We start from the raw sequence: 20932 nt of genomic DNA, 5'->3' as shown, positions 1-20932 counted from the left end.
CTTCAGGGAATGCATACCAATTAGTAAACATTACCTTTGCACCACTCAATAGCGATGATGCCAGAAGCACCCCAAAAAAAATAGCGAGGCAGTAAATCAATTTCTCTTTCACTTTCACTTTAAGCGCCCTTAAAAGGAACAAGAGTCGCCAAAACAATTTGAATTGTTTGAACCGGAACCACCGCCTCCGCCGTTGCCGCTATTCTTGAAACATCCACCAGAGATAACGCCACCAGCCAGCCCTACGGCTATACCAGCCAAACCGCCCAATGATCCGGCTATCATCCCTCCAATTATCAACCTAAATATATGCCCCACCATTTGCTTCTTGATAAGGCATAAACAGGTTTACTCTTTTGTCAGGGATTCGTCAATCTATGTAACCATTTACCTAAAACTACAATAAAAACAATATATACAGAAAGTTATACTTTTAATAAAAATAAATTAAGAAATTTTTGGAGCGACAATTAAATAAAAAAACAAAAAAGGTTGAGCACCATCACAAATTAAAAGAGTAATGTTAAAAGTGGACTGAAGCATCACAGTGATAATTGTATGCCGCGTTTGCCACAGGGCTAACAGCAAAAAACCCCGCCGTGGCGAGGTTTGCAATTCGTAAGTGGCGTATGCACAGAAATCCTACTTTGGAGAGATACTATGCCAATTTCGGACAAAATCAATCCCTCTTTTGATTATTGTTATAAGATCCTTCAATTTTCTTTATCTGCTATAGAAACCAGTAAATGAATTCTGTTTAAAATGCATGTTGCAGGAGTAAATCAACAGTTGGTGTAAACAAGGAGAGTAACAATGACATGGGTTTATGAAGTGATGACTAAATCTTTTTACCTGAATGGTAAGTTCCAGTTTAAGGCTATGTATGCTGGTACGCCGGGGTATAAAGATGATGTAGCATTTGAATGCGTTAAATTTAAAGGCCCTCTGCCTCGAGGCAAATACCATATTGGGCGAATGCAAGCCACGCATCCAAAAGCGGGGAAACATGTCATACGTTTAACTTCTCATCCAGGGAATAGCATGTGTGACCGGGATGGTTTCCTTATTCATGGTGATAATGGTAAAGGGACAGCATCTAACGGTTGTATTGTTACCAGGTTATATGACAGGAAAAAGATTGCTGAAAGTCATGATCAGGAGTTAATTGTGAAATGATAAAAAACTCCGCTCTTTTTACCTTTATTATCTGTGCTAATGCATCTGCGGGCGTAACACCTGAATCATGCCTTGATATTAACAGAAACGTCGGGGTAAGTATGACCGATGCTCTTGTTGCAGATTTAGATATCAAAGAAAGTGACATTTTAGTTGATAAAACAAAGTTGTCACTCCTGAGTACTAACAATGTAACGCCTGAGCTTGCTGAAACTCTGGCAAGAAAGAACTATAGTACAGAATCAACACATTTTTTTTCGCTCGATAAAGGAAAACAAATGTTTATGGAAAGTAATGCTAAAAATATAATTGTAAAGTATGATTATATTAACCACAAAAATAAACACATTGTCACTTTAGCTTCGCTATTAATTAATGATGACGAGTGCTCTGTCAATTTTAATGGTTATATTATTGTCAAGCGCGAGTTTTGATTATTGCCCCTGTGTATTGGCGCAGGGGCTTTTTACCATTAACGCGTCACATTTCTGAACTGTGTGTCAGCATAGCTTTCTTTGATCTCACATTTCGCCACCAGCTTTTCAAAAAAGGCTTTCCGTTGCGTGGCCAGGACGATTGGTTCAGCTCTGATACCAGCATTTGAGCACCAGGCGGTTGTGGCCGCCGAACGGCAATACGCCTCAAACGCCAACTTCGACAGCACGACCAGGCATTTACCCAGCTGGCTGCCTGCGGCTTAACAACCAGCAAAACCTCACCACGCAACGCTTTCAGGCCGCTATAAACAAGACGCGCCCGCACCACGCCGCCATGCCTGCTCCGCAGGGTATCGCTAAAGATTTGCGCTCAAATGCCGATAGCTTTTTCAGGCTTCTGAAAGCCTTTTTTACCCTTTGGGCAGTCATATTAATCAGGAGAGCAAGATGGATGTATCACAAATTGCATCACTGGCTACCGGCCTTGATAACATGGAACTCGGTAACAAAGTAAGCACGCTCGTACTAAAGAAAGCCCTGGATAATCAGCAGTCTGTGGCGGCCGGGATCATTGATTCCATCCCTCAGTTACCTGCCAACCCCGCAGTCGGTCGCAACATCAATACCACCGCCTGATTAGCGGCAACAATCCTGAGCACGACGTAAAAAAAATCCGGAAACAGGAAGTTTCCGGATTTCTGCACCACTACAGCATCATTAACCGATCGGCATCAGCTACCGCACCGGCTTGTTTTATACGCCGTCCTGCACGGGTGCTTTCACGCGCAGCGCCATAAAGATGGTCATGGTCGCCAGCAATAACAGCAGCGCGCTACCCATAAACACGCCTTTAGCGCCGGTAACGTTAAAGATCATACCGCCGGCCGCTGCGCCGATAGTGATAGCCAGCTGAATAGCCGCCACCAGCAAACCGCCGCCGCTTTCCGCCTCTTCCGGCATGGTGCGGGTGATCCACGTTGACCAGGCAACCGGCACGGCGCCAAACGCCATGCCCCACAGCGCGACTAGCAGCGCGTCCATCACCGGCGCGGAACCTAATCCCACCAGCGCCACGCCCATCAGCCCCATCGCCAGCGGCATGCCGATCAGCGTCAGATGCAGATTACGCTCCAGCAGCAGGCCCGCCAGCAGCGTACCGGCGAAGTTCGCCACGCCAAAGCCCAGCAGAATAGCGGAAAGCCCGTTGACGTCCACGCCGGTTACGCTCTCCAGGAAAGGTCGCAGATAGGTAAAGAAGGCGAAATGGCCGGAGAAAACCAGAATAATCGCCAGCAGCGCGGTCTGCATGCCCGGACGCTTAATCAACGACAGGATCGAGCTGTTTTTAGCCAGCGGATTAGGCGGCATTTTTGGCAATGCCGCCAGCTGCCAGCCCAGCGCCAGCACGCCGATGGCCGCCGCAGCGACAAACACGTTACGCCAGCCGATCAGATGACCGAAATAGCTGCCCATCGGCGCCGCAACGATGGTAGCAACCGACACGCCGCTAAAAACAATGGAGAGCGCGCGCGGGATCATCGCTTCCGGCACCAGCCGCATAGCGGTTGCCGCCGCCAGCGTCCAGAAGCCGCCGATGGCAATACCTAAAATCACTCGTCCCGCCAGAATAAAGGTCAGGTTCGGCGCGAAGGCGACCAGCAGGTTAGAAACGATCAGCATTACGGAAAACAGCAACATCACGCCACGGCGATCCAGCTTGCTGGTCAGGGAAGCGCTGAAGAAACTGGTTACCAACGCGAAAATGGCCGTCACGGTCACCGCCTGGCCGGTCATGCCTTCCGTCACGCCCAGGCTGGCCGCCATCGGCGTTAACAGGCTGGCGGGCAGGAACTCGGCGGTTACCAGGCCAAATACGCCCAGCGCCATAGAGAACACGGCTCCCCACTGAGGCTTTATTGGTGTTGTCATAGAAAATCTCTTTAATCGTTCGATGGCAGCAAGATTAAAGCGCTGGTGTCGGATGGTCTATGATGTAAAATCCGTCATTATTGATTAATCGTCCGGGAAGCGCTGCCATGACCACAGAAGGCCACGATCTCACCAGCGAGCTGCTCTACGGGATGCGCCTGCTGGGGCTACAGTATCGGCGTATCGAACTCGCCGCGCCGTTTGGCGTTGGCTTTGTTAAAGCGCCGGGCCGCGCGCAGTTCCACTTCGTCAGCCGCGGCCCGGTGCTGCTGCGGACGCAGAACGGCCAGCTGCGCACCCTGAATACGGGCGATGCGCTGCTGCTGCCGCACGGCAGCGATCATGTGCTGCTCTCCTCGCCCGATGTGGCCTGCAAGGACATCCGCGCTTTCAATACCACGCCGGTTTGCGGCAACGTCTGCTGTATTAAAGACTGCGCGTCCACCGAAGAAACCACGCTGATATTCAGCGGCTGTATGGAGTTCGACCTGGGCGGTATGCAGATGCTGATCGGCTCGATGCCGGAAGTGCTGCTGGCGGATACGCTGATCCATAAATATCCGGAAGTGCAGCCGATGCTGGAAGCGATGGAGCGGGAATCGCTGGGCAAAAGAGCGGGCTATGCGGGCATCCTGGCGCGGCTGGCGGATGTGGTCGCGGCGTTTATCGTACGCGGCTGGGTGGAATCGGGCTGTGGCGCGGCGGGCGGCTGGCTGGAGGCGCTGCGCGATCCTAAGTTAGGCAAAGCGCTGGTGGCGCTACACCGCGATCCCGGCAAAAACTGGACGGTTGCGCAGCTGGCGGCAGAGATGGGCAGCTCGCGCTCGGTCTTTGCCGAACGCTTTCTGGCGGTCACCGGCATGACGCCGGTACGCTATCTGACCAATTTGCGTATGCAGCTGGCGGCGCAGTGGATTGGCCGCGACGGCGAAGCGATAGAGAGCGTTGCCTGGCGGCTGGGCTACGGCTCGCTGGCCGCTTTCAGCCGGGCGTTTAAGCGCACCACCGGCACCACGCCGGGCGCCCTGCGGGCGGAAGAGAGCCGAAGAGCGGAGCAGCAGGCCTGACGGCCTGTAAGCGGCTCCTTCCTGCATACTACAAAAAACAGGAGGCGTACCCTATCCATCACGCTGTCGCCCAGGTTTTTAACCGACGGCTGCATACTGTCTTTTGGCGAGCGGGTCAGGCCGCGTCCGGTCAGCGAAGGGCGGATTTGCTCAACCGCCACCGCCTTATCGTGCGGCATATCAGCGCGCCAGAAGCCCGAAGGGAGTGAATGAACAACTGCTGAGATTTATACGTCAAGAGCTTTAACACCGTAGGCGGCACTCATCGGCAGCTTTGTTCTTCCCTGTCCTCTCCAACATCCTCTTTACCCTTACCGCAATTCTTTACACTTTTCCCTGCCGTTTAATGCGTTTTAGCGCCATAACCGCACTTTTCAGCAGGCCCGGCACGGCGCTTTGAGGTATCATTTATTTAACAATGTACCTTCTGATTCATAACAATGACGCTATTGACCTCTGCTCAACCCGTTTTTGACGGCCATAACGATCTTCTGCTGCGCCTGTGGATGCAGGAAACAGGCGATGCCGTGGCGGATTTCCTGCACGGCACGATGCACGGTCACCTGGATATGCCGCGAATGCGCCAGGGCGGCTTTGCCGGCGGCCTGTTTGCGGTGTTTGTGCCGCCAGCGCAGTACGTGAAGCAAAGCAATACGGTCTGGCAGGAAGAGGATCACGATCCGCTGGCGATTACCGAAGCGCAGATAGCCCTGCTGCATCAGATTGCCGATCGCTCAGCCGGGCAGGCCCGTATCTGCCGCAACGCCAGCGAGATCGAGCGCTGTATCGCGCAGGGCGTGCTGGCGATGGTGCTGCATATCGAAGGCGCAGAGGCGCTGGATGACGAGTGCAGCCAGCTTGACCGCTGGGTCGCTGCCGGCCTGCGCAGCGTCGGCCCGCTGTGGAATCTGCAAAATCGCTTCGGCACCGGCGTGACCGGCGGTTTTCCCGGCTCGCCGGACAGCGGCGACGGGCTGACGCCTGTCGGGATCAATCTGCTGCGCGTGCTTAATCAGAAAAAGCTGCTGATCGATTTGTCGCATATGAATGAGAAATCTTTCTGGCAGGTGGCGGAGATCAGCGATGCGCCACTGGTCGCCACCCATTCCAATGTTCATGCGCTTTGCCCGCAGCCGCGTAATTTAACCGACGCTCAGCTGGCCGCAATTGCGCAGAGCGACGGCTTTGTCGGCGTCAACTTTGGCAATGCGTTTCTGCGCGCCGACGGCAAGCGCGACAGCGATACGCCGCTGGCGCAGATTGTGCAGCATCTTGATGCGCTGTTGGAAAAGCTGGGCGAAGATCGCGTCGGCTTCGGTTCTGACTTTGACGGCATCAGCGTGCCGGACGAACTGGGCGACGCGGCCGGACTGCCGAAGCTGGTCGATTTAATGCAGCAGGCGGGCTATTCGCCCGAACTGATCGATAAGATTTGCTGGCGTAACTGGCTACGTGTGCTGAAGAAAACCTGGGGAGAATAACGCTCCCCCGTTAATCCCTGCGGCTTACAGGGTTGATATCACTGTGACACAGGTGCAACATTTGCGCCGCCGCAGGGCGATATTTGACAATAAGCTGTTTACCTGCCGAACTTAACGGGCAGATTTTTCCCTTAACACCATGAGGAGCTCCGCTATGTGGACTAAACCAACGTTTGTTGATTTACGCTTAGGCCTGGAAGTGACGCTGTACATCTCCAACCGCTAAGCCCTTATGCCCACTCAGGTGGGCATTTCCTCTCTTTTTTTCTGGTCTACACATGCAAATTAACGTTCTTGGCTCTGCGGCCGGCGGCGGTTTTCCCCAGTGGAACTGCAACTGCCGAAACTGTCAGGGCGTGCGTAACGGCACGCTGAAAACGTCGGCGCGTACGCAATCTTCCATCGCCATCAGCGACGACGGCGTCGATTTTGTGCTGTGCAACGCCTCGCCGGATATCGCTCATCAGATCGCCGCCACGCCCGCGCTGAATAAGAAAGACGTCCTGCGCGGCACCGTTATCGGCTCGATTATCCTGACCGACAGTCAGATCGATCACACCACCGGCCTGCTGAGCCTGCGCGAGGGCTGTCCGCATCAGGTCTGGTGCACGCCGGAAGTACACGACGATCTCACCACCGGTTTCCCCATCTTTACCATGCTTTCGCACTGGAACGGCGGCCTGGTGCATCACGCGATTCAGCCCGGCGAACCTTTCTCCGTGGCGGTCTGTCCGGCGCTGCGGTTTACCGCCATCCCGCTGCTCAGCAACGCGCCGCCCTATTCGCAGTATCGCGGCAGACCGCTGCCCGGCCACAATGTCGCGCTGTTTATTGAAGATACCCGCAGCGGAAAAACGCTGATGTATGCGCCCGGTCTGGGCGAGCCGGACAGCGAGCTATTGGGCTGGTTGCAAAAAGCCGACTGCCTGCTGATCGACGGCACGCTGTGGCAGGATAACGAGCTGGCGACAACCGGCGTGGGCCGCAATACCGGTAAGGATATGGGCCATCTGGCGCTGGCCGAAGAGCAGGGCCTGATAGCGCTGCTGGCTTCGCTGCCCGCCGAGCGCAAAATCCTTATTCATATCAACAATACTAACCCGATCCTGGATGAAGAGTCGGCTGAACGTCAGGCGCTGACGCAGCACGGCATCGAAGTCAGCTGGGACGGTATGCGTATCGACCTGTGAGAAAATCATGCAACAGACTCCCATGACGCGCGAAGCGTTCGAGCAGGCGCTACGCGCCAAAGGCGCTTATTACCATATCCATCATCCTTACCATATCGCCATGCACAACGGCCAGGCGACGCGTGAGCAGATCCAGGGGTGGGTGGCGAACCGTTTTTACTACCAGACCAGTATTCCGCTGAAGGACGCCGCCATTATGGCGAACTGCCCGGATCCGCAGACGCGCCGCAAGTGGGTACAGCGTATTCTGGATCACGACGGTCATCAGGGCAGCGAAGGCGGGATTGAAGCCTGGCTGCGCCTGGGCGAAGCGGTCGGCCTCAAGCGCGAGACGCTGCTGTCGGAAGAGATGGTGCTGCCCGGCGTGCGTTTCGCCGTGGATGCTTACGTTAACTTCGCCCGCCGCGCGGTATGGCAGGAAGCGGCCTGTAGCTCGCTGACCGAGCTGTTTGCGCCGGAAATCCACCAGTCGCGCCTGGACAGCTGGCCACAGCACTATAAGTGGATCGAAGCCGAAGGCTACGGCTATTTTCGCGGCCGCCTGAGCCAGGCTAACCGCGACGTCGAGCACGGGCTGGCGCTGGCGCTGGACTACTTCACCACGGCCGAACAGCAGCAGCGTATGCTGTCTATTTTGCAGTTCAAGCTGGATATTCTGTGGAGTATGCTGGACGCTATGACCCTGGCCTACGCGCTGCATCGTCCGCCTTACCATACCGTGACCGACCAGCCCGTCTGGCATAAAGAGAGATTGCTGTAATGACCCTTAACGACCAGCAGATACCTGCGTTTCGCCGTGGCTACCGCCTGCAGTGGGAGCCGACGCAGGATTGCCACGTGATCCTGTACCCGGAAGGCATGGCGAAGCTGAACGAGAGCGCCACCGCGATTTTGCAGCTGGTGGACGGTAAACGCCCGCTTGCCGCGCTGATTGCCGAACTGAACGCTCGTTTTCCCGATGCGGGCGGCGTGGATGAGGACGTCAAAGCGTTTTTTATGCAGGCCGTCGAACAGAAGTGGATAATTTTCCGTGAACTCGCTTAAGCCTAATCCGCCGCTCTGGCTGCTGGCGGAGCTGACCTATCGCTGTCCGTTGCAGTGCCCCTACTGCTCAAACCCGCTGGATTTCGCCCGGCAGGAGCAGGAGCTGACCACGGCGCAATGGATAGAAGTTTTTAAACAGGCCCGCCAGATGGGCGCCGTCCAGCTGGGCTTTTCCGGCGGCGAGCCGCTGGTGCGTAAAGATCTGCCCGAGCTGATCCGTGCCGCGCGGGATCTGGGTTTTTACACCAACCTGATCACCTCCGGCATTGGCCTGACCGAGAAAAAGATCGACGCCTTTGCCGAAGCGGGTCTCGATCATATCCAGATCAGCTTCCAGGCAAGCGACGAGACGCTGAACGCGGCGCTGGCGGGATCGCAAAAAGCCTTCCAGCAAAAGCTGGCGATGGCGAAAGCGGTCAAGGCGCACGGCTACCCGATGGTGCTGAACTTTGTGCTGCATCGCCATAACATCGACCAGATCGATCGCATTATTGAACTGGCGATCGAGCTGGAGGCCGACGACGTCGAGCTGGCGACCTGCCAGTTTTACGGCTGGGCGCAGCTGAACCGCGAGGGCCTGCTGCCTACCCGCGAGCAGATCGCCAGCGCCGAAGCTGTGGTGCAGCGCTACCGCGAAAAAATGAAGGACAACAGCAACTTCGCTAACCTGCTGTTCGTGACGCCCGACTACTATGAAGAGCGGCCGAAAGGCTGTATGGGCGGCTGGGGCGCGATTTTCCTGAGCGTGACGCCGGAAGGCATGGCGCTGCCGTGCCACAGCGCGCGCCAGCTGCCGATCGCCTTCCCATCGGTGCTGGAGCATACGCTCCAGGAAATCTGGTACGACTCGTTCGGCTTTAACAAATATCGCGGCTTCGACTGGATGCCGGAACCCTGCCGCTCGTGCTCTGAAAAAGAGAAGGATTTCGGCGGCTGCCGCTGCCAGGCCTTTATGCTGACCGGCAACGCGGACAATGCCGATCCCGTCTGCGCCAAATCGCCGCATCATGGCCAGATCCTTGAGGCGCGTGAGCAGGCCAACTGCAGCAATATTCAAATCAGCCAGCTGCAGTTCCGCAACCGCACCAATTCACAGCTGATCTTTAAAACCGAAGCGTGAACGGTCATTCCTCTTCCCGCGTAGCAAACGGCCTGCGGATCACGCTGATCCACGAGCCGGAAGCCGCGCGGGCGGCGGCGCTGTTCCGGCTTTCCGCCGGTAGCCTTGACGAACCCGCACGCTGGCCGGGCCTGGCGCATCTGCTGGAGCATGTGCTGTTCGCCGGCAGCGCCGGTTATCAGCAGGAGCAGCGGCTGATGGCCTGGGCGCCCGCCCACGGCGCGCGGCTTAACGCCACCACTCAGGCACATTTCACCGCCTGGTTTGTGGAGATCGCTCCCGAGCGGCTGGGGCAGGCGCTGTGCAGGCTGTCTGATATGCTGGCGCGCCCGCTGCTGGCTACCGAGGCGATTACCGCAGAAGCGGCCGCGATCGAGGCGGAGTATCGGATGCTGCAAAGCCATGGCCCGACGCTGTGCGAGGCGGCGCTGAGCCAGGCCTTCGCCGCGCCCCATCCCCTGCACGATTTTCACGTCGGCAGCCAGCGCCATTTCGGCGACGACGCGGTCGCGCTCCAGCAGGCGCTGCGGGACTGGCATCAATGCTGGTTCCATACCGGCAATCTGGAACTCTGGCTGAGCGGCCCGCAGCCGCTGCAGGAGCTGGAAGCCATGGCCGAAGAGGCCGCGGCGGCTTTTGCTCGTGCAGAAACCGTGCCTGCCGCGCCGCCGCTGTTACAGCCGACCGCAACAAGGGCTTTTGCTCGCGCAGAAACCGCGCCTGCCGCGCCGCCGCTGTTACGGCCGACCGCACCAAGGGCTTTTGCTCGCGCAGAAACCTTGCCTGCCGCGCCGCCGCTGTTACGGCTGGCCCCACAGCGGGCTTTTGCGCTGCAAAGCGCCGCAGCGCAGCATCTCCAGCTGAGTTTTCTCCTCAACGACCCGCAGCCCGCCAGCCTGACGCTGCTGCGCGAGCTGCTGACCGACAAAGCGTCAGGCAGTTTGCTGGCGACGCTGCGCGAACAGGGGCTGTGCGACGATATTTCGCTGCTGGAGCCTTACCGCAGCGCGCGGCAGTCGGTAGCCAGCGTGCGCTTTCAGCTGAGCGGCCTTCAGCTGGCGCAGTGCGCCCGTATAGAAGCGCTGTTCCGCCGCTGGCTGGCGCAGCTTTCTGGCCTGACGCAGCAGCAGCGGGCGCACTATGCCAGCCTCACGCAGCGGCGTTTCAGCCAGCTTTCTCCTCTCGACCAGCTACGCGATCTGGCGCTGGGTTTTCCGCCTGCGCAGTCGACCACGCCGCTACCCCTGCCGCAAAGCCTCAGCCGGCTGTGGGTATCGCCTGCGGTCAGCGCGCCGTCCGTCCGCGCGCAGGGCTTTACGCTACGGCTGGCGGCTATCGACTGGCCGCAGGCGGAGCCGGAGCCGGAAACGCCGCCCGCCCTGCATTTCTACTCGCCAGCCTCCACGCCCGTCACGCCCGCGTTACCGGTAGCGAAAAGCGCGCTGGCGTTGGTTGCCGCGCCGGTCGAACCAACGCTGCTGCTTAGCGTCCAGCCTGGCCTTCTGCCAGATCGACGTACCGCCGCGCTGATCGAGGCCGCGCTTCAGCCCGCGATGGGCGATGCGCTGCACGGCGGCGGCGAGCTGGCCTTTTCCCGCCAGCACGGTCTGTGGCAGCTGCGGCTCAGCGGTCAAGATGCATTACTGGCCGCTACGCTGGATCGGGCCATACAGGCGCTGACGGATCCGCCAGCCGCCACCCAGGCTTTTGGCGAACGGCTTTTTTATCAGGCGCAGCAGGCTGACGATATCGCCATCCGCTGTCTGCTGGCGCACCTGCCCGATTTGCTGAACAGCACGTCAGCGGATGCGCTGTCGGCGCTACGCTGGCAGGCCACGCTTTACGGCGGCGCGGTCAACAGCGCAGCAGGCCTGGCGCAGCTGCTGACCAAACTGCCGGGCGCGGTCGAACCGACGCAGTCACCGCCGCACGTTTTCCCCACGCAGCCGCACTATTCCTGCCCGACGGCAAGCCGTGATGCGGCGGTGTTGGTGTTCTGCCCGCTCGCCGAGGCCAGCGCGGTCTGCTTTGCCAGCTGGCAGCTGCTCGCCACGCTGTTTGAGCCGCGCTTTTTTCAACGGCTGCGGGTCGAGGCCAACGTCGGCTACGTGGTCAGCTGCCGTTTTCATCAGACCGCCGGACAGGCCGGCCTGCTGTTTGCGCTGCAATCACCCGCTTTAAGCACGGCAGAACTGTTCGGACATATCGATCGGTTTATCGCCGATATGGCGGCAACGGTAGATAGCCAGACCACCGAAACGCTTGCCGCCAGCTGGCTGTCATTGCTGCCTGCCCTGTCCGAAAGCGTGCCGAAAAACCGCGAGCACATTACCGCTCACTGGCTCTATCAGCAGCTTAACCTGCCGTTCAGTTTTGCCCGGCCCTCGCCCGATCGGCTACGTCAGGCTTATCGACAGCTGACCGCCAGTTGCGCCCGCTGGTGGCGGCTGAGCAACAGCGCCTAAAGCAAATTTTTTGCCAGGCGCTCACGCTAATCGATTCAGCTTATATTTTATTCACCGTCTGACGCCCGCGCGCCATAAAGTTTCCCTGCGTGACTACCGATAAGCCTTTATCGACTCCCCTTTCCGAGTACGCAGTATGCTAAAAAATATTAAAGTTGTGACCAGCATCGTTATCATGTTGGTTATTTTCAGCGGGCTGCTGCTGGTTTCCAGCGCGCTCTCATTTAACGCTATTAGCCAGGACAAAGAGAATTTCAACCACGCCAGCGTGCTGACGCAGCAGCAGAACCAGCTCAGCGACACCTGGCAGACGCTGCTTGAAACGCGCGTCACCATTAACCGTGCCGCTATCCGTATTCTGAAAAAGCAAACCGATCCGGCCACGCTGGCGGCCATCGACAAGCTGCTGACCAACGCCACTGCCCTGCTTAACGAGGCGCAGGCGCACTTTGAACGTTATCAGCGTGCTCCTGCGCAGCCCGGACAAAGCAGCGAGATAACGGCCAGCGTGGCCAGCAGCTATCAGCAGATGCATGACACCATGAAGCAGTCTGTCCAGTTTCTCGGCGCGAATAACTACGAGGCTTACGGCAATCTGGATGCGCAGCAGGCGCAGGACGGCCTGAAAGCCAGCTATAACCAGTGGCGCGAACAGAACGCGAAGCTGCTGGCGACGGGCATTGAGGTCAATCAGCAGGGCTTTACGAATATGATGTGGACGCTGGCGGCAGTGATCCTGCTGCTGCTGGTGCTGGTGCTGGTCATCTGGAAAGTGATTAAGGAAGTGCTGCTGCGGCCGCTGAAGCAGGTTGAGGAGCATATTCAGCACATTGCCGAAGGCGAGCTGACCCGCACGCTGACGGTGGAAGGCCGCAGCGAAATAGCTAGGCTGGCCGCCCATCTTTCCGCCATGCAGCAGGCGCTGACCGTTACCGTCAGCCACGTGCGGGAAAGCTCTGACGCCATCTACACCGGCGCGAGCGAAATTTCGATGGGCAACAACGATCTCTCCGCCCGTACCGAGCAGCAGGCCGCCTCGCTGGAGCAGACCGCAGCCAGCATGGAAGAGCTGACCGCCACGGTGAAGCTGAACGCAGAAAACGCGCGTCAGGCCTCACAGCTGGCGTCGAGCGCGTCGCAAACCGCAATCAAAGGCGGCAAGGTGGTGGACGGCGTGGTGCAAACCATGAGCGATATCGCCGGCAGCTCGAAGAAAATCGCCGATATCATCAGCGTGATTGACGGCATCGCTTTCCAGACCAATATCCTGGCGCTTAACGCCGCCGTGGAAGCTGCCCGCGCGGGCGAACAGGGCCGTGGCTTTGCCGTGGTCGCGGGCGAAGTGCGCAATCTGGCCCAGCGCAGCGCCCAGGCGGCGAAAGAGATCAAGACGCTGATTGAAGCATCCGTCAGCCGCGTCGACGCCGGTTCGCTACAGGTCACCACCGCCGGAGAAACCATGCACGATATCGTCGATGCCGTGGGACGCGTCACCGCCATTATGGCAGAGATCGCTTCCGCCTCTGACGAACAGAGTCGCGGCATCGATCAAATTGGCCAGGCGGTCACGGAGATGGATCGGGTCACGCAGCAGAACGCTTCGCTGGTACAGCAATCGGCCGCCGCCGCCGCGTCGCTGGAGGACCAGGCAACCCGTCTGGCTCAGGCCGTTGCCGTGTTTCAGACCGGCCACGCGCGCGCGCGCGCCGCAAAACCTGCCGAAAAAGCCCTGAAAAAAACGCAGCCGGCAGCCGGTGAAGGAAACTGGGAAACGTTTTAAGCGAGCGTCGCCGACGGCTTACCGGCCGTTCTGATTGTGATACTTATGTGGCCGCACCGGATGCTGATAGCGTGTCGGCCATATTTTCTCGGGAGCGATGTCCAGCGCTTCAGCAATCAGCCGCTCGCCTTTCGGCCACGGACGGCGCAGCGCGTTAGCCAGCGTCGAGGACGCCAGTCCCGCCTGCCGTGAAAGCGCGGATAAGTTTGTGCCTCTTTTTTTTAACGCAGCGATAATGTCTGCGGTATGCCAGTCCTTTAGCTCCATTATGCATCCCTTTTATGAGTTAAACCGTTGTCCGCGGCTGAGCCGCCCGTCATATCATTTATCTGCTTCACGTCGTTATCGGCCGTTGACGATGTCCAGCCACGTCGGCAGGGCGCCAGACAGCAGCGATAACGCACGCAACCGCCACTATTATATTTTTGCAAAAAGCGGCGTTTATTCTTTCCCTGTTATACAGCTAAAAAGCGCGTTTTTAAATATTTATTCCGCCAAAAAAACGAATTTAACCAATGAAAAACCCTTTCAAATCATTAAGTAAACAAGTAATTCGTATAGCTTATGCATACTCTTAAAAGGACGCCTTTTTTAAAACGAATAGCTAACAAGAATAATTATCAAAACCATTACAGCAGGCCCCAACATGAGAAAGGATGATAATAATTATCACTCCTTATTTTTCGCCGCAGATAAATATAAAATATATTTTTCTGCGGTTTTTATTTCTCTGCTTCCCGTGCATAATGCGGCAAATAATTATTTTGCCTGTTAATATCTGGAGCCGCTATGCTGACTGCCGAAATGACCGCTCGCCTGAACGATCAGTTAAACCTGGAATTCTTTTCCGCCAACCTCTATTTGCAGATGAGCGCCTGGTGCGCCGACAAAGGGTTTGAGGGGGCCGCCGCCTTTCTGCGCGAGCACTCCCGCGAAGAGATGCAGCATATGCAGCGCCTGTTCAACTACCTGAGCGATACCGGCGCCATGCCGGTGCTGGGCAGCATCGCCGCGCCGCCGGTGACCTTTGACTCGCTGAACAACGTGCTGGAACAGGCCTACGAGCACGAGCAGCTGATTACCGCAAAAATCAACGAGCTGGCGCATGCGGCAATGACGTCGCAGGATTACTCTACCTTTAACTTCCTGCAGTGGTACGTGGCCGAACAGCATGAAGAAGAGAAGCTGTTCAAATCCGTGCTGGATAAGCTGGCACTGGTCGGCACCAGCGGTAAAGGGCTGTTCTTTGTTGATAAAGATCTGATGCAGATGAGCACCTCAGGCGAGCAGGCCTGAGTAAAAGGGGCGAAGCGTTCGCCCCTGAGGATGTTGACAAAACCGTGCCCGGTCAGCAGGGCGCAGTCAAGCTGGTGACTGGCGGCAAAAACCGGCTGCTTTTCTGCTACAGCGCCAGCCGGTAGAACTTTGTGTCCACCTTCATCACGGGGAAAGCGGCCGGTAGCGCGGCTTGCGCCACTTCGCTAAAGCCGTGCTTCTCGTAAAAACGATGCGCCGCCAGAAATTTCGCGGTGGTGCCCAGCCAGACGTCACGGAGCTGCCGCTCGCGAGCGTGCGCGAGCAGCGTTTGCAGCAGGCTATTGGCCACGCCGTGCTCCCTGCCTCGCCAGTCTTCCGCCACGAACATTTTCCGCAGCGCGGCCTGCTGCTCGCCGATATCCTTCAGGCCGATACAGCCAACAACCCGATCGTCGACCGTCGCCAGCCAGAAATCGCCCGCACCCTGCTGATAAAAGGTCGGGATATCGCTGAGATCCGGCTGCTGCTCTGCCGAAATCGCGATACCGAACTCGTGATTCTGGATCGGCAGGATCAGATCTTTTACCCCCGCCTGGTAGCGAGGATGGTAGCGCTGCACGATAAATCGCGTCGTCATGGCGAAGATCCTTACTCAGCCAGCCTGTTGCGCGACGTTTTGCAGACAGGTGGCGAAGACGCCTTCACTGATGCTCTGCGCCACTTCCTGTTCATCATGGCCCGCCTCAACCTTGAAATCCGCCCACCATTCCGCCAGCGTGGTGCCGTCGTTTTTCGGCGTCAGCTTCACCACCGCCACGTAATCCGTGACCGGCATGATGCCGTCCAGAATCGCGTAGTGCAGCTCCCAATTGGCTTTATCCAGCTTTACAAGGCGCTCGCGCACTATGCCATCGGGCAGCGTCAGCTTTCTGACCACGCCGACCTTGCTTTCGGTAGCGCCATCTTCCAGCTCGCTGGAGGAGATAGCCGGATGGATTTTCGGCAGGCCGTTAAAATCGGCAATCAGCGGCCAGATTTGTTCTGGCGTGGCGGTAATGATGCGGCTGGTATAGGACGAGTGCGACATAGTAGAAACCTCTTAGCGTAAAAATTTAACTTTAGCATGTTGCTGCTCTTTCCCGTTGACCGTCAGAGCTAAGCCAGCACCAGCGCCTGGCTCTGCTGGCGAAACAGCCTGGCCAGCTGCGCGCCCATCGGCGTCAGCGCGGTATCTTTACGTCGGATCAGGCAGAAGGTCGCCCTGGGCATTTTTTCCCGCAGCTTTAGCGCCACCAGCCGATGGCCGACCAGCGGATCGGTAAAAAAATCCTGCGACAGGATGCTGACGAAATCGCTCTGGGCCAGCAGGCTGGCGCAGGCCATAAAAGTTTCGCAGGTGATGGTGATAGCGGGCGGCGGGCCGCTGTCGGCGAAGAGATCCTGCAACAGCTGATAGTAGCTGCCGTTGGGCGAAGGCATGGTCCAGCTACAGTGGCGCAGCGCTTCCAGCGAGGTGGCGTTCGCCAGCGGATGGCCTTTGCGTACCACCACGCAGTAGTCGCGCTCCATCAGCGTTTCGTAGCTCAGCTCGTTGTCCTGATGGCCGGGAGACCAGGTATTGATGGTGAAATCCAGTTCGCCCTGACGCAGCTCCGGCAGCAAGGTCACCAGCTGGCCCTCCAGGATGCGCACGCTGACTTCGGGAAAGAGGTGATGAAACTGAGTTATCACCTTTGGCATCAGCGTGCGGGCGATGCTGCCGCCCACGCCGATATTGACCGAGCCGCCCGCCTGGCCCAGCCGCTGCTGGACCTCTTCCTGCGCGACCCGCAGCTCCTCCAGGATCAGGCTGGCGTGACGAAAAAAATCTTTGCCTGTCGCCGTAAGCTGAACGCCCTGCCGCTGCCGGATAAACAGCGGCGCACCCAGCGCTTCTTCCAGTTCCTGCACCGATTTAGAGAGCGCGGGCTGCGAAAGCTTCGCCACCCGGCTTGCCGCCCGGATACTGCCCTGACGCGTCACTTCCACAAATGCACGAAGCTGGTGCAGCTTGATCGATGCGGGCATAAAACCTCCTTGTGGGTGATAACCGTTGTTTATCAGTCAAAAGATATTGTCATCTTCTGCGCGCCGAAACCACTGTGTAGAGTCGATAAACCAGCATTTTTTGTACTGCTATTAAAGGAACCAGAAATGGAGCAAGCCGTAACCGATTTTGTAAAAGAGATCTCTCCCCGCCTGCAACACTGGCGTCGCGATTTGCATAAGTTCGCCGAGTCCGGCTGGCTTGAATTCCGCACCGCCACGCTGGTGGCCGAAGAGCTGCACCGCCTGGGCTGGTCGCTACAGCTGGGCAAAGAGGTGATTAAAGCGGAGGCGCGCATGGGAGTGCCTGCTGCGGAGGTGCTGGCGCAGCAGGAGCAGCGGGCATTGGCCCAGGGCGCGCTGCCGCAGTGGCTGCCGCACTTTTCCGGCGGCTTTTGCGGCATCGTCGCGACGCTGGCGACCGGGCGTCCCGGCCCGGTGATGGCGTTTCGCGTTGATATGGACGCGCTGGACGTGGTGGAAATGCAGGCGCAGGCGCATCGCCCTTTCGCTGAAGGATTCGCTTCCTGCAACGAAGGCATGATGCACGCCTGCGGCCATGACGGTCATACCGCGATTGGGCTGGGCGTGGCGCAGGTGCTGAAGCAGTTTTCCTCGCGGCTGTGCGGCACCGTCAAACTGATTTTCCAGCCGGCCGAAGAAGGCACGCGCGGCGCAAAATCGATGGTGGAAGCGGGCGTGCTGGATGACGTGGATTTTTTTACCGCCATTCATATCGGCACCGGCGTGCCGGCCGGAGAGCTGGTGTGCGGTAGCGATACCTTTCTGGCGACCACCAAAATGGATATCGCTTTTCGCGGCGTAGCCTCGCACGCGGGCGCGCGGCCGGAAGAAGGCAAAAACGCGCTGCTGGCGGCGGCGCAGGCCACGCTGGCGCTGCATAACCTGCCGCAGCACAGCGGCGGCAGCTCGCGTATTAACGTAGGCGTGCTGCAGGCGGGAACCGGGCGCAACGTCGTGGCCGATCGCGCGCTGCTGAAGGTGGAAACGCGCGGCGCCACCAACGACATCAATGATTTTATCTATCAGCAGGCGCTGCGAGTGGTGGCGGGCGCGGCGGCGATGTATGACGTGCAGCACGAGGTAAAGCTGATGGGCGCGGCGCGCAGCTGCCAGCCGACCCGGCCCTGGGTGAACTATATCCGCCAGCAGGCCGCGCGCATTCCGGAGCTGACCTCGCTGGTCGACAGTCGGGGCCAGCCCGCCGGTTCTGAAGACGCCACCTATATGATGGAGCGGGTCAAGGCGCGCGGCGGCCAGGCTTCCTACATCATTTTCGGCACGCAGCTAAGCGCCGGTCATCACAATGAGAAATTCGACTTTGACGAGGCGGTGATGGCGACGGCGGTCAAAACGTTGGCCGCCCTCGCCTTTCATATCGACAGCTTTACCAACGAGTAACGACCGCGTATGGCGACAGCACCGCACCGCTTTCATCGCCAGGCGCACCAACGGCGTAACAAGCCGCGCGCGGAGACAGCACCGCACCGCTTTAATCGCCAGGTGCACTAATGACGTAACAAGCCGCGTGCGGAGATAGCACCGCACCGGCAGTAAGGCACGGTTTTTGCACGTGCTTTTGCAGCAAGGCGTCGCAGACGCTGCCCGAGGCTGGGCCCGATCCCAGCCCGACAATAAAAAAGCCAACACAACAGAGGGTAAAACATGAGTGATACAACCGCGCCAGGAAAAAGTCCCGGCAGAGTCTTCAGCTGGGTTGAGCGCATCGGCAACAAGGTGCCCAACCCGTTCTTACTGTTCGTTTATCTGATTATCGTGCTGATGGCGGCAACCGCCGTGCTGTCGTGGCTGGACGTTTCGGTGATCAATCCCGCCAACGGCGAGGTCATTCGCGTTAAAAACCTGCTGAGCGTGGCGGGTTTGCAATGGATCCTGCCGGGGATCATTAAAAATTTCAGCGGGTTTACACCGCTGGGATCGATCCTGGCGCTGATGATCGGCGCGGGCCTGGCGGAAAAAGTGGGCCTGCTTCAGGCGCTGATGCATAAAATGGCGTCATTTGTCAGCGCCCGCTACGCCAGCTATATGGTGCTGTTTATCGCCTTTTTCAGCCATATCTCGTCCGATGCCGCGCTGGTGGTGATGCCGCCGCTGGGGGCGCTGATGTTTATCGCCGTGGGCCGTCATCCGGTCGCCGGGCTGATGGCGGCTATTGCGGGCGTCGGTTCCGGTTTTACCGCCAATTTGCTGATCGTCACTACCGACGTGCTGCTTTCCGGCATCAGTACCGAGGCGGCGAAGGCGGTCAGCGATACTGTGCACGTCAGCGTGCTGGATAACTGGTTTTTTATGGCCAGCTCGGTGGTGGCTTTAACCCTGGCGGGCGGTCTGCTGACCGACAAGTTTATCGAGCCGCGCCTGCCCGCCTGGCGCGGCGAATCGCAGGACGGACTGGCGAAGCTGACGCCGCTGCAAAATCGCGGTCTGCGCATCAGCGGCATCGCTTCGCTGGTGTTTATCGCGCTGGTGGCGCTGCTGGTGGTGCCGGAAGGTGCACCGCTGCGTCATCCGCAGACGGGCAGCGTGATCCCCTCGCCTTTTATTCAGGGCATCGTGCCGCTGATTATCCTGTTCTTTTTTGTGGCCGGGATAGCCTACGGCGTGGCGACCAGGCAGATCCAGCGACCCAACGACATCCCGCAGCTGTTGATTGAGCCGATGAAAAGCATGGCCGGTTTTATCGTGATGGTCTTTCCGCTGGCGCAGTTTGTAGCCTTTTTTAACTGGAGCAACATGGGCAAGTTTATGGCCGTGGGGCTGACCGATCTGCTTGAAAAAGCAGAGATGACCGGCGCGCCCGCCTTTATCGGCCTGATGTTCCTCTCTGCGCTGCTCTGCATGTTTATCGCCAGCGGTTCGGCAATCTGGTCGATTCTGGCGCCTATTTTCGTGCCGATGTTTATGCTGCTGGGCTTTCATCCCGCTTTTGCGCAGATGATTTTCCGTATTGCGGATTCGGCCGTGCTGCCGCTGGCGCCGATGTCGCCTTTTCTGCCGCTGTTTCTGGGCTTTTTGCAGCGCTACCGCAAGGATGCGCAGCTGGGCACCTATTACGTCCTGATTGCGCCCTACCCGCTGCTGTTTTTTTGCGTCTGGATCCTGCTGCTGCTGGCGTGGTACGCGCTCGGCCTGCCTATCGGTCCCGGCGTATGGCCGACAATGCCGACCTGATCCCGATGGAACAACAGCTATAAAGTTGATGTGAATCAACGGACAAGGTGGAAATATCGGCTACCGGACGCGCTATCGTTTATAGTCGGAGCGTTTGAAGGAACCCGTGCAGGGAAATGCCGAAACTGGCTACAAGGAGAGGAAATGAAGCCAAAAATCAGTGTGCTGGCTCTGAGTCTTGCAATTATCACGCTGCTCGCGGGCTGCGATCGGCAAGAGACGCGGCCGGTGAAATTTATTAATCCTGATAAAGTCATGCAGGATTCAGGGCTGGCGGAGCAGCTGAAAACGCGGCTGCAGACGGTCGATCAACAGCTCCGACAGGGTCTGAAGATGGCGCAGGAAAACGGCGCCAGGCTGCCGGAGGAGAAACGACGCAGCGCGCTGCTGGCCGATCGGCAGCTGCTGGATCTGGAGTGGCAGCATGAGCAGCGCCGGGCTAACGGCGTCGCGCTGAAAGCGATAGCGGAGGCGGCCGGAAAGTACCGCAAGCAGCACCAGCTGCTGGCGATCCTGCCTGCGCAGGCCGCACTGGCCTTTGCGCCGGAGGCGGATATCAGCGAAGCGCTGGCGAAAGAGCTGAAAGGGAAAACCCTCGATTTCGGCGCGCTGCCAAAAATCGGCGTTAAAAGCGAGGAGCCAACGGCGGCAGAAGCCAGTACGCAAAAATAGCGCCGTATTACACAGG

At 58.0% G+C, this 20932-nt stretch carries 21 protein-coding genes; 16 read left to right on the top strand and 5 right to left on the bottom strand.

All coding sequences use genetic code 11. The features are described 5' to 3' along the window. Positions 1-813: 813 nt before the first annotated feature. From QZH36_RS09090 to QZH36_RS09080, 3 genes are all read left to right on the top strand, one after another. A complete protein-coding gene (locus QZH36_RS09090) occupies positions 814-1176 on the top strand; it encodes a tlde1 domain-containing protein (RefSeq protein ID WP_301730022.1) in 363 nt (120 codons plus the stop codon). Continuing rightward, on the top strand, positions 1173-1610 hold the full coding sequence (locus QZH36_RS09085) for a Shiga toxin A subunit (protein ID WP_301730021.1): 438 nt from the start codon (positions 1173-1175) through the stop codon (positions 1608-1610). Before QZH36_RS09090 ends, QZH36_RS09085 begins: the two co-directional genes overlap by 4 nt. A gap of 450 nt (positions 1611-2060) precedes the next feature. Beyond that, positions 2061-2249, top strand: a complete 189-nt coding sequence (locus tag QZH36_RS09080) for a YjfB family protein (RefSeq protein WP_253458365.1) — start codon at positions 2061-2063, stop codon at positions 2247-2249. 117 nt (positions 2250-2366) lie between these two features. On the opposite strand, the gene QZH36_RS09075 is transcribed toward QZH36_RS09080, so the two are convergent. Then, positions 2367-3542 carry an MFS transporter gene (locus QZH36_RS09075; RefSeq protein ID WP_301730020.1) on the bottom strand — a complete coding sequence of 392 codons (1176 nt, stop codon included), beginning with the start codon at positions 3540-3542 and terminating at the stop codon, positions 2367-2369. Between the two features lie 107 nt (positions 3543-3649). Between QZH36_RS09075 and QZH36_RS09070 the strand changes: the two genes are divergently transcribed. The 9 genes from QZH36_RS09070 to QZH36_RS09030 all read left to right on the top strand — a co-directional run bounded on the left by QZH36_RS09070 (position 3650) and on the right by QZH36_RS09030 (position 13689). Beyond that, the gene (locus tag QZH36_RS09070) at positions 3650-4609 is read left to right on the top strand and encodes an AraC family transcriptional regulator (RefSeq protein ID WP_301250612.1); all 960 of its coding nucleotides are present in this window, start codon (positions 3650-3652) and stop codon (positions 4607-4609) included. A gap of 440 nt (positions 4610-5049) precedes the next feature. Continuing rightward, on the top strand, positions 5050-6090 hold the full coding sequence (locus tag QZH36_RS09065) for a dipeptidase (RefSeq protein ID WP_301730019.1): 1041 nt from the start codon (positions 5050-5052) through the stop codon (positions 6088-6090). A 154-nt stretch (positions 6091-6244) separates the two neighbouring features. After that, positions 6245-6316, top strand: coding sequence for a pyrroloquinoline quinone precursor peptide PqqA (gene pqqA / locus QZH36_RS09060; RefSeq protein ID WP_071789594.1), 72 nt, complete (start codon positions 6245-6247; stop codon positions 6314-6316). A 52-nt stretch (positions 6317-6368) separates the two neighbouring features. Further along, on the top strand, positions 6369-7280 hold the full coding sequence (gene pqqB / locus QZH36_RS09055; RefSeq protein WP_301730018.1) for a pyrroloquinoline quinone biosynthesis protein PqqB: 912 nt from the start codon (positions 6369-6371) through the stop codon (positions 7278-7280). Between the two features lie 7 nt (positions 7281-7287). Beyond that, a complete protein-coding gene (gene pqqC, locus QZH36_RS09050) occupies positions 7288-8040 on the top strand; it encodes a pyrroloquinoline-quinone synthase PqqC (protein WP_253458354.1) in 753 nt (250 codons plus the stop codon). Beyond that, positions 8040-8324, top strand: a complete 285-nt coding sequence (pqqD, locus tag QZH36_RS09045; protein WP_125287256.1) for a pyrroloquinoline quinone biosynthesis peptide chaperone PqqD — start codon at positions 8040-8042, stop codon at positions 8322-8324. The genes pqqC and pqqD overlap by 1 nt, the downstream gene beginning before the upstream one ends. After that, positions 8311-9444 carry a pyrroloquinoline quinone biosynthesis protein PqqE gene (gene pqqE, locus QZH36_RS09040; protein WP_253458351.1) on the top strand — a complete coding sequence of 378 codons (1134 nt, stop codon included), beginning with the start codon at positions 8311-8313 and terminating at the stop codon, positions 9442-9444. The genes pqqD and pqqE overlap by 14 nt, the downstream gene beginning before the upstream one ends. After that, on the top strand, positions 9441-11909 hold the full coding sequence (locus QZH36_RS09035) for an insulinase family protein (RefSeq protein WP_301730017.1): 2469 nt from the start codon (positions 9441-9443) through the stop codon (positions 11907-11909). The genes pqqE and QZH36_RS09035 overlap by 4 nt, the downstream gene beginning before the upstream one ends. 136 nt (positions 11910-12045) lie before the next feature. Beyond that, positions 12046-13689, top strand: coding sequence for a methyl-accepting chemotaxis protein (locus tag QZH36_RS09030; RefSeq protein ID WP_301730016.1), 1644 nt, complete (start codon positions 12046-12048; stop codon positions 13687-13689). 18 nt (positions 13690-13707) lie between these two features. On the opposite strand, the gene QZH36_RS09025 is transcribed toward QZH36_RS09030, so the two are convergent. Then, positions 13708-13956 carry a helix-turn-helix domain-containing protein gene (locus tag QZH36_RS09025; protein ID WP_253458341.1) on the bottom strand — a complete coding sequence of 83 codons (249 nt, stop codon included), beginning with the start codon at positions 13954-13956 and terminating at the stop codon, positions 13708-13710. Between the two features lie 522 nt (positions 13957-14478). Here QZH36_RS09025 and ftnA point away from each other — a divergent pair. Continuing rightward, complete coding sequence (ftnA, locus tag QZH36_RS09020; RefSeq protein ID WP_253458339.1) at positions 14479-14985, top strand: non-heme ferritin; 507 nt, start codon at positions 14479-14481, stop codon at positions 14983-14985. 106 nt (positions 14986-15091) lie between these two features. On the opposite strand, the gene QZH36_RS09015 is transcribed toward ftnA, so the two are convergent. The 3 genes from QZH36_RS09015 to QZH36_RS09005 all read right to left on the bottom strand — a co-directional run bounded on the left by QZH36_RS09015 (position 15092) and on the right by QZH36_RS09005 (position 17013). Continuing rightward, on the bottom strand, positions 15092-15583 hold the full coding sequence (locus QZH36_RS09015; RefSeq protein WP_253458336.1) for a GNAT family N-acetyltransferase: 492 nt from the start codon (positions 15581-15583) through the stop codon (positions 15092-15094). Positions 15584-15598: 15 nt separating this feature from the next. Next, positions 15599-16033 carry an SRPBCC family protein gene (locus tag QZH36_RS09010; RefSeq protein ID WP_253458333.1) on the bottom strand — a complete coding sequence of 145 codons (435 nt, stop codon included), beginning with the start codon at positions 16031-16033 and terminating at the stop codon, positions 15599-15601. Between the two features lie 68 nt (positions 16034-16101). Continuing rightward, positions 16102-17013 carry a LysR family transcriptional regulator gene (locus QZH36_RS09005; RefSeq protein ID WP_301730015.1) on the bottom strand — a complete coding sequence of 304 codons (912 nt, stop codon included), beginning with the start codon at positions 17011-17013 and terminating at the stop codon, positions 16102-16104. 126 nt (positions 17014-17139) lie between these two features. On the opposite strand from QZH36_RS09005, the gene QZH36_RS09000 reads away from it, so the two are divergent. The 3 genes from QZH36_RS09000 (at position 17140) to QZH36_RS08990 (ending at position 20916) form a co-directional block, all read left to right on the top strand. Then, entirely contained in the window at positions 17140-18453 is a 1314-nt protein-coding gene (locus QZH36_RS09000) for a M20 family metallo-hydrolase (RefSeq protein WP_253458329.1), read from the top strand. Positions 18454-18717: 264 nt separating this feature from the next. Continuing rightward, entirely contained in the window at positions 18718-20244 is a 1527-nt protein-coding gene (gene abgT / locus QZH36_RS08995; protein ID WP_253458327.1) for a p-aminobenzoyl-glutamate transporter, read from the top strand. A gap of 144 nt (positions 20245-20388) precedes the next feature. Continuing rightward, positions 20389-20916 carry an OmpH/Skp family outer membrane protein gene (locus tag QZH36_RS08990; protein WP_253458326.1) on the top strand — a complete coding sequence of 176 codons (528 nt, stop codon included), beginning with the start codon at positions 20389-20391 and terminating at the stop codon, positions 20914-20916. Positions 20917-20932: the final 16 nt, after the last annotated feature.

It is taken from the genome of Erwinia wuhanensis (assembly GCF_030484085.1).
Classification (GTDB): domain Bacteria; phylum Pseudomonadota; class Gammaproteobacteria; order Enterobacterales; family Enterobacteriaceae; genus Erwinia; species Erwinia aeris.
The sequence above is the reverse complement of the archived record's forward strand: the minus strand, read 5'-3'. Positions and strand labels throughout refer to the sequence as shown.